This is a genomic window from Nosocomiicoccus sp. HMSC067E10 (assembly GCF_001810835.1).
Classification (GTDB): Bacteria; Bacillota; Bacilli; order Staphylococcales; family Salinicoccaceae; genus Nosocomiicoccus; species Nosocomiicoccus ampullae_A.
Map to the genome: position 1 here is coordinate 1 of NZ_KV802761.1, position 13,629 is coordinate 13,629.

At 32.2% G+C, this 13,629-nt stretch carries 15 protein-coding genes; 2 read left to right on the top strand and 13 right to left on the bottom strand.

The genetic code is table 11. The features are described from left to right. Nucleotides 1-68: 68 nt before the first annotated feature. Nucleotides 69-230: a hypothetical protein gene (locus tag HMPREF2767_RS08735; protein ID WP_168162116.1), complete on the bottom strand. Its 162-nt coding sequence runs from the start codon at nucleotides 228-230 to the stop codon at nucleotides 69-71. 598 nt (nucleotides 231-828) lie between these two features. Further along, on the bottom strand, nucleotides 829-1,578 hold the full coding sequence (locus tag HMPREF2767_RS03050; protein ID WP_148128995.1) for a hypothetical protein: 750 nt from the start codon (nucleotides 1,576-1,578) through the stop codon (nucleotides 829-831). Between the two features lie 920 nt (nucleotides 1,579-2,498). On the opposite strand from HMPREF2767_RS03050, the gene HMPREF2767_RS03060 reads away from it, so the two are divergent. Beyond that, nucleotides 2,499-3,628 (top strand): IS3 family transposase gene (locus tag HMPREF2767_RS03060; RefSeq protein ID WP_148128996.1). Its coding sequence is split into 2 segments (ribosomal slippage): nucleotides 2,499-2,745 and nucleotides 2,745-3,628, totalling 1,131 coding nucleotides; the frame shifts between segments, so codons are not numbered across the junction. A 463-nt stretch (nucleotides 3,629-4,091) separates the two neighbouring features. Here HMPREF2767_RS03060 and rpsI (HMPREF2767_RS08930) read toward each other — a convergent pair. The 5 genes from rpsI (HMPREF2767_RS08930) to HMPREF2767_RS03080 form a co-directional block, all read right to left on the bottom strand. After that, entirely contained in the window at nucleotides 4,092-4,157 is a 66-nt protein-coding gene (gene rpsI, locus HMPREF2767_RS08930) for a 30S ribosomal protein S9 (RefSeq protein WP_083302051.1), read from the bottom strand. Between the two features lie 227 nt (nucleotides 4,158-4,384). After that, entirely contained in the window at nucleotides 4,385-5,287 is a 903-nt protein-coding gene (locus HMPREF2767_RS03065) for an ABC transporter ATP-binding protein (protein ID WP_070622593.1), read from the bottom strand. A gap of 12 nt (nucleotides 5,288-5,299) precedes the next feature. Next, on the bottom strand, nucleotides 5,300-6,493 hold the full coding sequence (locus tag HMPREF2767_RS03070; RefSeq protein WP_070622594.1) for a tetratricopeptide repeat protein: 1,194 nt from the start codon (nucleotides 6,491-6,493) through the stop codon (nucleotides 5,300-5,302). A 4-nt stretch (nucleotides 6,494-6,497) separates the two neighbouring features. After that, the gene (locus HMPREF2767_RS03075; protein ID WP_070622595.1) at nucleotides 6,498-7,628 is read right to left on the bottom strand and encodes a hypothetical protein; all 1,131 of its coding nucleotides are present in this window, start codon (nucleotides 7,626-7,628) and stop codon (nucleotides 6,498-6,500) included. Between the two features lie 25 nt (nucleotides 7,629-7,653). Further along, a complete protein-coding gene (locus HMPREF2767_RS03080) occupies nucleotides 7,654-8,610 on the bottom strand; it encodes a lanthionine synthetase LanC family protein (RefSeq protein ID WP_070622596.1) in 957 nt (318 codons plus the stop codon). A 290-nt stretch (nucleotides 8,611-8,900) separates the two neighbouring features. On the opposite strand from HMPREF2767_RS03080, the gene HMPREF2767_RS03085 reads away from it, so the two are divergent. Beyond that, nucleotides 8,901-9,245, top strand: coding sequence for a tyrosine-type recombinase/integrase (locus tag HMPREF2767_RS03085; protein ID WP_070622597.1), 345 nt, complete (start codon nucleotides 8,901-8,903; stop codon nucleotides 9,243-9,245). A 109-nt stretch (nucleotides 9,246-9,354) separates the two neighbouring features. On the opposite strand, the gene rpsI (HMPREF2767_RS03090) is transcribed toward HMPREF2767_RS03085, so the two are convergent. The 6 genes from rpsI (HMPREF2767_RS03090) to HMPREF2767_RS03115 form a co-directional block, all read right to left on the bottom strand. Then, the gene (rpsI, locus tag HMPREF2767_RS03090; RefSeq protein WP_040929559.1) at nucleotides 9,355-9,747 is read right to left on the bottom strand and encodes a 30S ribosomal protein S9; all 393 of its coding nucleotides are present in this window, start codon (nucleotides 9,745-9,747) and stop codon (nucleotides 9,355-9,357) included. A 19-nt stretch (nucleotides 9,748-9,766) separates the two neighbouring features. Then, nucleotides 9,767-10,204, bottom strand: a complete 438-nt coding sequence (gene rplM, locus HMPREF2767_RS03095; RefSeq protein WP_040929560.1) for a 50S ribosomal protein L13 — start codon at nucleotides 10,202-10,204, stop codon at nucleotides 9,767-9,769. Between the two features lie 155 nt (nucleotides 10,205-10,359). Then, the gene (gene truA / locus HMPREF2767_RS03100) at nucleotides 10,360-11,130 is read right to left on the bottom strand and encodes a tRNA pseudouridine(38-40) synthase TruA (RefSeq protein ID WP_070622598.1); all 771 of its coding nucleotides are present in this window, start codon (nucleotides 11,128-11,130) and stop codon (nucleotides 10,360-10,362) included. Beyond that, a complete protein-coding gene (locus HMPREF2767_RS03105) occupies nucleotides 11,127-11,924 on the bottom strand; it encodes an energy-coupling factor transporter transmembrane component T family protein (RefSeq protein WP_070622599.1) in 798 nt (265 codons plus the stop codon). The genes truA and HMPREF2767_RS03105 overlap by 4 nt, the downstream gene beginning before the upstream one ends. Then, entirely contained in the window at nucleotides 11,917-12,771 is an 855-nt protein-coding gene (locus HMPREF2767_RS03110) for an energy-coupling factor transporter ATPase (RefSeq protein WP_070622600.1), read from the bottom strand. The genes HMPREF2767_RS03105 and HMPREF2767_RS03110 overlap by 8 nt, the downstream gene beginning before the upstream one ends. Next, nucleotides 12,768-13,556 carry an energy-coupling factor transporter ATPase gene (locus HMPREF2767_RS03115; RefSeq protein WP_070622601.1) on the bottom strand — a complete coding sequence of 263 codons (789 nt, stop codon included), beginning with the start codon at nucleotides 13,554-13,556 and terminating at the stop codon, nucleotides 12,768-12,770. The genes HMPREF2767_RS03110 and HMPREF2767_RS03115 overlap by 4 nt, the downstream gene beginning before the upstream one ends. Nucleotides 13,557-13,629: the final 73 nt, after the last annotated feature.

A 13,629-nucleotide genomic window follows, 5' to 3' on the forward strand; every position in this document is an offset into this window, starting at 1 on the left:
AGTGGCTAACTTAAACTTGAAATTTAAGATTATTTCGTATGATAAATATCATGAATAAAAAATATATTCTATTCCATCTCCATATCACTTTCTCTTTGTTTGTGTAAATATTGATTTTTAAATAATGGTTTTGATTTTTCAAAATCTGAATAAGATTCTCCCTCTCTCTTAATCAGTAAATCGTTCCAATCTTTCACATGTTCGGATTTTGAAGGTATGTCAAAATACATAGGTACTTCTCCTAATTCATGATGCACAGCTTTATAGCTGTTTTAAGTCTAATGTTGCGAATTGCCTATACATATCTTATATAGCTATAATCAAAAGTGGCAATTGCCCCAAAAAGGGTGGACCTCATGATTTACAATATTCTAAGCATGTTTGTAGCACCAATTATTGTCGGTGTCATCTTGCTATTGATAGAGCGTTAACTAGACACGCATCACAACAAGTAGACAGTTGCCGTAAATTTAGGCACAAAAAAACCCATCGGTACCAACTACCGATGGGTTTTGTGTTCCTCATGAACAATATTCTAAGTCTTAATTACATTATAACACGAATTATTAGTTTTTAAAATGAAATATATATTTCTCGTCTAGATATTGATATTCACCTTCCTTATTTAAATAATCATTAATCAGTTTTACTTTAATTTCAAAACTGTGTTGTTTACTCTTCATACAAAAACACCCCTAAAGTTGGATTTTAGTGTCCAACTTTAGGGGTGCAGCTCAATACAGTGAGATATCAATTTTGCCTATCGACAGCTTTTGTGTTTTTAAGGTCGCCGTTGGTTCACACCAAAAGGAAATTGGAATAAAATAGTTATATTTGAATTGGACAGTTTTTAGTTTCCCAGTAGCCTCTTGCACAAACTTTATATTTAGGTACATAACAACCTATTAAGTTAGTTCCGTAACATATTAAACTCCCCACTTTTGTGAAAGCGCCTATGAATGCACAGGCTGTACCAGCAAGCATTGCACAGTTACCACTATAATCTCCGCCACCAGATATATATTGTTGGCAAATCCAATAGCTACAACCAGGACGATATCTTGGACTCATTTCTTCTGATTTGTCAGGGATATTGCCAGATGCTATCTCTTGAGAAGCTTGTGCCATTGTTTTTTGTTGATTAGTTTCTATTTCATTTACGATTTCTGCTAATTCTTCATTTTGTGTTTCAGATACTGATATTACATCGACAGTATCACTTGTTAGATTTCTTAGATATATATTTTCTTCTAATTCTATATATGAATAATCAATCAATAGTACTTCCATGACATTCTCTTCTTCGTTATATAAAAATGTTAAAAGAGAAGTTATTGTGGTTTCTAGATAAATTTCGCCTTCTTCTGTGTTTTCAATAGTTTGTTGATCGCTTACTAGTTCGACTTCATATTGTGCTAAATAACCTTTCTTTTGTTCGTTTTCATCTAATAAATCATTAAATATGTATGGATCTGTAGATAACATTTGGCTTTCATATTCTTTGAAAATAGAATGTGTTTCTACTTCTCTTAAGAATAATCTTTTTGCTAAATCATCGTTTTCATTTGTTTTAGCCATACTAATTGGTTGTAAAAAAGTTATGATAATAATGCTCAAAGTCATAAAAGATAAAATAATTTTTCCATATATTTTTACCCCTTCTCTAATACTTTTTTTTGTTGTGTAGAAATAAAGTAATTAACATAAAAATTATTGTAACCGGTATGAAAAATGAAGGTTTTATACCTTCTGGCGATAAATAATGAGCGAAAGTTATAATGATGAGATAAATGATACTGCTGATGAGATAATAAAAATTAAAGATTGATAACAACTCCTTAATAATATAATTTTAAAAAAATTGAAAATTCTGATTTATATACTTATATAATATCATAATTAAAGAGATTATAAAATGATTCGCTTAAAATCCATCGGTATTATTCTTAGCATCACAATAATGAGCAGTCCCCTCCCAGAGTGGCACACTATATTTAACACGCTTTATTAAGTATATTACAAACAAAAAAGTGTTAAGAATATTTACCAGAATTCTGAGTTATACATGACGGTTGTGAGTTATTGTAACAAAAAGAAAGGAAACTAATTATTTTTATGAAAGTGATACTAATAAATTCTATCAGCAACAGACAATATAATTCTAAACTGGAGTGTTACAAGAGATTCATCTACAAAAAAATAATATTACAATTAATATGGCCGTTAGAACTGATATTATTAATATAATAAAATAAGTCAAGTGCAATTAAACAATTCAGCAAACTAAATTTGTATATGATTTTTTCTTCAATGAAATCCTAATTTTTTATGTAGCACTTCACTCTTATTAGAATTTGAGTCTTATAGGCAAACATTCATAATTATAATACAATGAGTGTAGTTTGATAAAATAATGCACTCATTGAATCGTCTACACTTAATTGGACAACTCCCCTGAGGGGATTTATTGTTAAATTAAGAAAGTAGGCGATTTATTTATGGCTAGAGCTAGAAGAACATTTACACCAGAATTTAAACTTCAAATGGTACGATTATTTGAAAATGGAAAATCTAAATCTGATATTGTTAGAGAATATGATTTAACACCTTCGGCGTTAGATAAATGGATTAAGAATCATCAAAATAGTGGTTCGTTTAATGCTGCTGATAATCTAACCTATGAAGAAAAAGAGCTCCGAAAATTGCGTAAAGAAAATCAACAATTAAAGATGGAAAATGATATTTTAAAGCAAGCAGCGCTGATCATGGGACGAAAATAGAAGTCATTCAACAGAATGCACATCAATATTCTGTATCAGCAATGTGCAAAGTCCTAAAAATACCAAGAAGCACTTATTATGATTCAATAAAACGAACTCCAAATAAACTAAAGAATGATGATTCAGAATTAGAAAAAACTATTGTTAGTACTTTTAACTCAAATAGAAAGAGCTTTGGTACAAGACGAATTAAAAATGAGTTAAATAAATTAGGTATTATTGTATCTAGACGAAAAATAGGTCGTATTATGAAAAAATATAATTTAATTTCAGTTTATACAAAAGCTAAATATAAAAATCATCAGAAAGAAATAAATGAAAAATTAATAAAAAACCACTTGAATCGTTCATTTACAAAGGAACATCCATTAGAAGTTTTAGTCAGTGATTTAACGTATGTTAAAGTCGCAGGAACATGGCATTACATATGTTTATTTATTGATCTCTTCAATAGAGAAATCGTTGGTTACAGTGCAGGTAAAAATAAAGACGCCCATTTAGTGACGAAAGCAATGAGTACAATTAATCATAATTTAGAACAAATAGAATTATTCCATACAGATAGAGGTAAAGAATTCGACAACAAATTGATAGATGAAGTATTAAAAACATTTAACATCAAAAGATCATTAAGTACAAAAGGCTGTCCTTATGATAACGCCGTTGCAGAAGCAACGATGAAAGCAATAAAAACTGAATTTGTAAAACAAATGAAATTTGAAAACTTGAACCAGTTAGAAACCGAATTATTTGATTATGTGAATTGGTACAACAGTTTTAGACCACATTCTTCATTACATTATTTAACGCCTGTGGCGTTTAAAAATTTACACATGAAAAGTGTCTAATAAACTGTTGACATTCCAGTATTAGCAAACGCTGAGTATGTGGACCAAATATCTTTTGGTAATTCACCCTTACCAAGTTTACATTCTAGCTGACTATGTTCTCCGAATTTGATTAACTCTAAGATATCTTGTTCTTTCAATGCACATCACCCACTTTTACTCTTAATAATTTAATTATAAACTAAAAGTTCTTGTTATATGAACCGTAGAAATAATTAATTATATTCTTCACTTTATACTTTTGAATAATATTACATGTTTACTTATGTATGAATCCCAGAGAAAAACCAGGTCATTTCATATGCTCTCATACAGTTTCACATAATTGGATTTTAAACAGTTTACAAACAAAACTGTTCCCCTAGGGGTAACTAAAAGGTAACTGAATCTATAAATAAAAATGCAAAAAAGCACTCTTTGGAATAATCCAAAGAGTGCTGTAAACATTGATATAACAAGCATATTAACGTTTAGAGAATTGTGGTGATTTACGTGCTTTCTTAAGACCTGATTTTTTACGCTCAATAATTTTTGAGTTTCCGTATTAAATCATAGATTTCATTATCCTTGATATAACAATGTTTCTATCGATTATTAACATCATATAATTTCGTACTGTTTCAACAAAGGGTATTAATTAGGTATTAAAATTTATGCTGGTCGGCAGTTACTATTTATTACAAAACTATTTTAATAGCACTATTTAAAGCTCATTATAAGAAATAGAGTTTTAAAATCTCTACATTAGTAAAACGATTATGAATTATATTCAATACTATAATGATCTAATAAATCTAATGGACCGATAATATAGCTCAATTTATATTTTTCTGTAATGATGTTTTTTAGGTATTCTATTTCTTGTTGTGATAGTTCATTAACTTTCACAATAAGACGTTCATTACTTAATTCTTTCAGGTTAATCTTAGGATATTCTTTATGAATGTCCCTAACAATATCTTCATTTTGTCTTGAAGAAAATTTTAAATAATAATCTTCATTATTTATCTTGTTATAATCTCTTTCATAAACAAAATGTCCATTATTTAAGAAAAGAATGCGATCTGCATACTTCTCTAAATTCTCGAGTAAGTGAGAAGCAATTAAAATGACTTTGCCTTCTCTCTTTTTTTCTTCCAATAATTTCGAAATGAGTTCCACATTATCCGGATCCAAGCCATTCATCACTTCATCCATCAACATATATTTAGTGTTTGCGACCATTTGCATTGCGAAACATAGTCGCTGTTTCATTCCGAGTGAGTAAGTTCTCGTTTTATTATTAACATAATGTCCCATTTTCAGTCTTTCTACAACTTTGCTTGGATCTATAGAAGTCTCTTTCCACATATCTGCATAAATCTTTAAATGATCTATCCCACTTAAGTGTGGATACAAATCACTCTGATCTGCCATCATAGTAATATGCTTTCTTATTAAGGCTTCTCTACTTTTACTTGTATACTCTAAAGATTCCCCAATAATAACTTTTCCAGAAGTCGGAGGTAAATAATTCATCAAAACATTCAGTAACGTTGACTTTCCCGTCCCGTTTGGCGCAACTAACCCGATAATCTCTCCATCATTAAATGTAGCACTTATATTATTTAAAACTTTTCGGTCTCCAAATTGTACAATTATGTCTTCTATTTGAATCATTTATATTCCTCCTTACGTCAACTTTTTCGTGAATTTAACCAATATAATATCTATTAAGATAATAACTAATAGTGTTAATCCTAGAATCAATACACCAAATTTAAACGATGGTGTATCTAAATAATAAAGATAATTTGACTTTCCTATAACGATATTGCCAATATCTGCATATGTTGTGAAAAAATAGCTAACATATTCATTAATCATCGTCCCACGCTGTAAATAAGCACTTCCTATAAATAGAACTGAGATGAATATTAAATTTACATATTCATTTTTAAATAGAATACTGGACAAGATAACTAGTCCAATAATAATTCCGACCCATATTAAAAATAATGAGAATACTTGAACTAGGTAGTGTCCCATCGAAATAGTATAAAAGTTTCCTAGATTTAGAAATTCAAAATCATATACAACTACTGGTAATTTTAAATTACCAAATCCATTCTTAATCCCAATTAAAATAAATGCCGGAACCATGAGAATAAGTAGAAATAATGTTCCTATGAATGCTACGAGGCTTTTGTACAATAACTTTTTAAATGACGATATTGGAAACCCCTCTACAATAGAAGGATAGAGTCTATCTTTTGTAACAATATCATTTGTTAATAAAAACGTTAGTACGAGTAAAATGCTAATTAGTCCTTGATTTAATAAGCGTTCTAGCGTTTGAAGTGCTGTTTGTTTATTAAATATATCAATTGAAAGTGGATAATCTGCTTTTGCATAAGCTTGATATTCTGTTGCAGACACATTATATCCGTAATGCCCATCATATTTTGCGAATCGATTTCCATATGAATAGTATTTTGGATTGTATCTCAAACTATCAAATTCGTTAAAATAAATAATTTCATCCATGTAACGATACCAATTGGACGTCATTTTTGAATACTTTGTATAATCTTTATCCTTTAAAGCATCTAGTCTTCCCTTATCATATTGATTTAATTCTGGAAATACATGTGCAGCAAAGGCTGTCATAGGATGAGTTCCTTCTCCAACTTCTACATTATCTAGAAATTCTTTTTGATCTTCATAACGCGTCAAAATCTCAGACTCATTAACACGTTCGATGGGTTTGTAATCACTTGATTGAAAGAAAGCATAATAGAGACTGACTGAAAAAAATAATACGTAAATCAAAAGATTTTTCTTGTTTCTTAAAAAATCTTTTAACTCCCATTGGATGTACCCCATACTATCACACCTCTTTCTTTCTTATGTTCGTACTTGATAGATGGAAACGAATATAAATAAATACGACAAGGAATATGCATGTAATCATTAAAGACAGTCCGCCAAATAGAATATTTGCTTGTATAGGATTTGTTGTTTCAGCAACAATACCATTAAAAACGTTTGTATAATTTAGATAATGATATGGTAGCATCCACGTAAACCTCGAAAATATACTGGATAATCCCCCTAGAAAAAAGAATCCCATATGAATAAAAATAATAATGTAAATATTTTTGATGAAATAGTTTAAGAGAATTGAAACTAATACTGCTGTGATTGTTAATATAACTAAATATCCCCAACTGATTAATATAAATGTCATTACATCAACTGTTTGATACTTCGTTCCGAGTATAGCAATAGGATAACTAAAATCAGCATTATACTTGATTAGCCCTAAAATCATCGATAAGATAATGCCACCAGTTAGAAAGCTTACTAATAATAAAATATAGTTCACAGTTTTAGATAGTAATTTTTGTCCAATACTGTACGGATAATTATTAACAATAGAACTATGTCTATCGTCGTTAATTAAAATATCAGAACTTAATATCCCACAATATAAATACCAAAAATATCCAAATGTTGTAATGACGAGAAGAATATAAGAAGGTAAATTATTATTTTTTATGTAAACACTTCTATTTTCCTTCTCAAGTGTTTGATATTTCACCAGATCTAATTGGTTCTTGCGTGTTGAAGGGATATATTCTTCTATTTCTTTAAAACCCCTTAACTGATATATGTTTTGACGCTCTTTTGCGAGTGCAAGAGAGCCTTCTATTATAGTATCACTATCATTAAATTTCATTCCGAGGGTACGAGTTCCAAGATGACTTGTTTGTTGAATCAGATTGCGATAAATAGGAGATGATTGTTCCGTGTCCGTTGCATCGACTTTTCTAAATTGATCTAGTGCCGAATTCATTGCAATGACTTCGCCCGCAGCACTTTCTTCCAAATCATTAAATGAAGCTCTATCTAGATAGAAGATACATCCAACAATCGTAAATAGTAAAATAATAAAAGCCGCTTTAAACTTGATATTTTTAGCTTCAACTTTTAAAAAAGTTTTAAGCATATTTTTCATAGGCTGTTCCTCCTTACGATTATTATCAATAAAATACCCAATCTGCTTTGAATCTTTCCTTCTTTATATAACTTATTAATACAAGATATACTCCGAGATTGCCTACTAGTAATCCGTGTTTTACAATTGATTCCTCCCCTGGGATTTCAGAAGTATCTTTAAAACTGCAATATTCTATATCTTTAAGTAATTCTTCAAATAAAATTTTTGGTAACTGACCTGTTTCAAAATTAAACTCATTTATCAACAAACTGCTATAAAGTATTCCTGCTTTACCATGACAAAAAATGTCACTGTTCATATCTATCGTATTTCCAATTTCTTTAAGATTCCATGTAGCTAAGCTTTTCTTAACCCCCTCCCTTAGGGTTAAATTGTTAGAATAAATTAAACTTTTAAGAAGAGCTGGTAATATACCAGGTAACCCATAACACCACGAATTGTTAACTCCTAAATTATAATTACAATCATTATTATTCAGAATAACAAAAGCGTTATTTTTATTTAAGGTAAACGTATATTCTTTTTGTAAAAGAGTTAAGCTTTTTTTAAGCATTTGCTCATTAATCAATTCCCTTTGGTATAAGGATATTAATACACTTATGAAACTGGCTATCCCATGCGCTGCACCTAAAATTATGCCCCCTTCTTTAAAGCTGTTTTTTAGATTCCCAATCATATTTTTGTTTGAAATAAAAAACTTTTGCTTTCCGTCTAAACATTCATCATTTATAAAATTTATAAATATATTTTTTCCTCTTTCTAAAAGTTTTATATCTTTTAATATGTTTTTTTGATTTGAATATAACAAATACTTTAAAATACCAGTTAAACCGCTAAACAAATCAAAATCTCCATAATTTATTTCTTGACAATCTTTAGATTCCAGATAATTAAAAAAATTTTCACACTCATTCTCTATTACTTGCTGCAAATCGGAAATGACATCTTCAAGATCATTAAAAGAGTTTAATAAAATCAATGATGTATTTATTCCGCATAATCCAGACCAAAGCCCGTTTTACCTTACGGACGGATTGGGCATGGCGGATTAACGCATGAACATGATGAATAAGATGTATAAGCCGAACCTTTAGTAGGTTTTTCAACTTTTACTTTCTCAACATCCAATTTGAGTTCTAACTTCATGACCTTTCTCTCCTTTCTAATGGATTAAATTCAATATTATACAAATAATCAAAAAATGCAAACGCTTTCTTACAATCACATATTATTGATGTAGTTTTCGATATACTAATTATTTTATTTTTATTGTATTATGAAGAATTTGGTTTTAAAATCAATAGTGATTATCAACAACCAATATTTACTACTTATCATCAAAAGCTCCATAAAATGAATTACATGAGAGTGTCTACCCCAAATGATAAATTAGATGCCTTTTTAAAAAGACATCAAGATATACACAGAATTAAAGTTCATGGGTTTAGACACACTCATGCTTCACTATTGTTTGAAGCAGGTGCGACTATTAAAGAAGTACAATCAAGATTAGGTCACAGTGACATTAAAACTACAATGGATATTTACACTAATATAACTACTTCATCTAGAAAAAGATTAGCTAAAAAGTTTCAAAATCACATCGATTTTTAAATTAATTTCATAAAAGGGTATTAAAGGGGTATTATTTTCTATCACAAAACAAAAAAGCACCTCTCGAATTTTTTCGAGAAGTGCTTGTAACCCTTGATAAAAAGGGATATTAACGTTTAGAGAATTGTGGTGCTTTACGAGCTTTCTTAAGACCTGGTTTCATACGCTCTTTCATACGTGGGTCACGTGTTAAGAGACCAGCACGTTTTAATTCAGCGCGGTGTTCAGGGTTTGCTTCTAATAATGCACGCGCAATTCCGTGACGGATTGCTTGAGCTTGTCCTGTGAATCCACCACCGTGTACGTTTACTAATACATCATAGTTACCTTCTGTTTCAGTAACAGCGAATGGTTGGTTTAAGTCTAAGATTAAGCTTTCAAATGGAAGGTATTCTCTCATGTCACGATTGTTGATCGTTACGTTACCTTCACCTGGTACAAGACGTACACGTGCGATTGACTTTTTACGACGTCCAGTTCCTCTATATTCTACTTTAGCCAATGTGTTTACCTCCTAATCCTTAACCACGTAACTCGTAGTTTTCAGGTTGTTGTGCCGCATGTGGATGCGTGTCTGCTTCATATACGAATAATTTGCTAAGTTGTTTGTCACCTAAAGAGTTTTTAGGTAGCATACCTTTTACAGATTTTTCGATTAAACGAACTGGGTAAGTTTCTCTTAACTCTCCAGCTGTTACTTCTTTAATTCCACCTGGGTGACCAGTGTGTCTGTAGTATACTTTTTGACTTAATTTGTTTCCTGTTAATTCAACTTTACCAGCGTTGATGATGATCACGTAGTCACCAGTGTCAACGTGTGGCGTGTATGTTGGTTTATGTTTACCACGTAAGATTGATGCAACTTCTGTTGAAAGACGACCTAATGTTTGTCCTTCAGCATCAATTACGTACCATTTACGCTCAATGTTTGACTCGTTAGCCATAAATGTTTGACGCATTGTTTTGCCCTCCAAAATAAAAAAAGTTTCTAATTTTCTAATTTAATTGTTCATGTTATATCTTACAAAAGATAAGTTCCGGGGCTTATCAGTGTGTGATATAAATTTATACCGTTAGTAATTATAACGCACCTTTACGTTAAAAGTCAACGGTATCACGTGTTTTCTTTTAAATAATCGCCTTGTTCTTCTTCTGTTAAAAATATACGCTCTAAATATAACCCACCTGCTGGTGCAACTTTTGGATTTTGCGTTCGGTCTTTGTTTTCAATGTTTTCTTTTGTAGATTCCGGATTTCTATTACCTTTACCAACTTCAAGTAAATAAGATACGATAATTCGCACCATGTTATATAAAAAACCCGACCCCATAATGACGATTTCTAACCCATTTGTTGTCTCGATTATATCGAGTTTGTATATATGTCTCACTTTGTTTTCAATGACAGTTTTTGCACTCGAGAAACTTGTAAAGTCATGTGTACCGATAAAGTACTCGGCCGCTTCACGCATTCTGTCGATGTTTAATTCATCTTTCACATGTGTTTCTAACCCGTATTTAAAAGGAGATGGTTCTCCGAAGTACATTTTGTACCGGTATACTTTTCCTTTCGAATGATACCTTACGTGATACTCCGGGTCGATCTCTTTTGACTCTATAATACGGATGTCTCCTGAAAGTTTGTTGTTTAATATAAACGACCACTTCTCAGGATCGATATCGAGTGTCGTGTCAAAGTGTGCGTATTGTTCAAGTGCATGAACGTGCTTATCTGTACGTGACGCTGGGTGAATTCTTATAAATTCACGGTGTACAGATTTTAATGCACGTTCAATTTCACCTTGAACAGTACGACGGTTTTGCTGATACTGCCACCCATCAAACTCTTTACCGTTATACGTTATTTTTAATAATATACGTGTCATGTTCTTAACACCCACAGTAGTACTCCAAATAGTACTAATATAATAAGCGCAATCGTGTCTCTTTTATGCCATATAAGGAGCCGGTAGTGCGTACGTCCTTCGTCTCCCTTATAGCCTCTTACTTCCATTGCAACTGCCATATCTTCTGCTCTTTGAAACGCAGATATAAATAGCGGTATGACGATAGGAATGAGTGCTTTTATACGGTCTTTTACTGGACCTGTCATAAATGTCGATCCTCTAGATGATTGTGCTTTTATAATTTTGTCTGTCTCATCCATTAACGTCGGTATAAATCTTAAACTAATCGACGTCATCATCGCGATTTCATGGACAGGTACTTTAAACATTTTTAACGGTGATGCGAGTTTTTCTAAGCCGTCCGTTAATGAAATCGGACTTGTCGTCAGTGTCATAATCGTCGTTACGATGACGAGCATGATGAGTCTCGTTGATATATATAAACCTCTGATCAACCCTTCTAACTCAATCGTAAATATTTTAGCATCGACGAGTACCGGACCACCTTTTGTTAAGAATAGGTGCATTAAAAACGTAAATATGAGTAGTACGAGTATAATCTTAAGTCCGTTTAATACGAACATAATACCGAGTTTTGCGAGCTTTAAAACGATGAGTACAAAGGCAATTAAAAGTAAGTACGTCACTAAGTTATTCGCAAAAAAAACGATAATCATAAATAGTGCCGTCGCGATTAATTTCGCGCGTGCATCGAGTTTATGAATGACACTATCTCCAGGAATATAACGACCAAGTAGCATCGAATCAAACATCGAATACCCCCTTATACATACGTATGAATGACTGTATGTTTTGAGGCATTTCGTCTAACGTATATCCTTTTTTACGTAAATCATGAACGAGGCGTACGACGTTTGGAACTTCTAGTTGATACTCTTTTAAGAGTGCTTCATCTTGTAAGAGTTCATGCGTATTCCCTTCAGCGACGAGATGTCCTTTAGAGAGTACTTTCACCTCATCAGTATAGTTAAACACGTCGTTCATATCGTGCGTGACGAGTATGACTGTAATCCCGAGCGTTTCGTGTAACGATTTAAATAACTCCATCGTTTTAATATGGCTGAGTGGGTCTAGTCCTGCCGTTGGTTCGTCTAATATAAGTACGTCTGGTTCCATCGATAGTATACCTGCGAGCGCAATTTTACGCATTTGCCCACCAGATAAATCAAACGGTGACTGATCAAATAATGATTCATCAACGTTTAGCAGTTCTAAATATTTTTTAGATATCGCTTCTGCTTCTTCTTTAGACTTTCCCATATTCATCGGTCCAAATGAGACGTCTTTAAGGACGGTTTCATCGAACAGCTGGTGTTCAGGGAACTGAAAGACGATCCCAACACGTTTTTTAACGTCGTGAATGATTTTATATTTCGCTTTTCTAGTTAATACATGGTCACCGACATTGACTTCTCCTTCTGTTGGTAAAATAAGTCCGTTTAACATTTGTACGAGCGTTGACTTCCCACTACCTGTATGTCCGATGACACCGTAAAATTTACCTTGTTCAAATTGTGTCGTGATGTTATTTAACGCTTTAAATTCAAATGGTGTTTTCCTTTGGTAGACTAATGTCACGTTCTCTAGACTTATATTCATAGACGTTCCACCAACTCTTCGTATGACATATATTCTCCGTTCATTAACGCTTCGGACAACTCAATATTAAATGGAAGCACTAAATTACTCTCTTTTAACACATCCGTGTCTTGATAGATTTCATACACTTGACCTTCGCTACGAATTTTACCATCACGCATCACATATGCGTAATCACTGTCTTCAATTTCAGTTAAGTCATGCGTAATGTAAATGATCGTCGTCTCTCTCGTTTTATGTATGTTTTTAAGTAAAGAAAAAATATCCCTTCTACCAGTCGGGTCTAACATCGACGTCGATTCATCCATAATTAACACGTCTGGGTCCGTCACAAGCGCTCCAGCAATCGCAACACGTTGCTTTTGACCACCAGAAAGACGATGGGGTTCATGTGTTCTAAACTCCCACATACCGACTTCCCTTAAAGCAGATTCAACTTTATCTTTCATTGTTTCATGTGGAACACCACGATTTTCTAACCCAAACGCAACATCATCTTCGACTGTTGCTCCGACAAACTGGTTATCCGGATTTTGAAACACAATCGCAAATTTTTCGCGAATGTCTTGGAAATTGTCTTCTGTCACTTTTTCTCCATCGATATACACATCCCCTTCAGTTGGAGTGAGTATACCCATTATGATTTTTACTAACGTACTTTTACCAGAACCGTTATGTCCGATAATCGACACAAATTCTGATTTTTTAAAGTCGATAGAAATATGATTTAATGCGTATCGACTGCTGTGGCTATATTTGTATGAAACATTTTTAAGTGAAATCATATTTCCACCTTCTTTAAAATAGTTAAATAAAAAAGCGCGTACCCTGCAAAAGAGTCGCGCAATTCATAGTTTT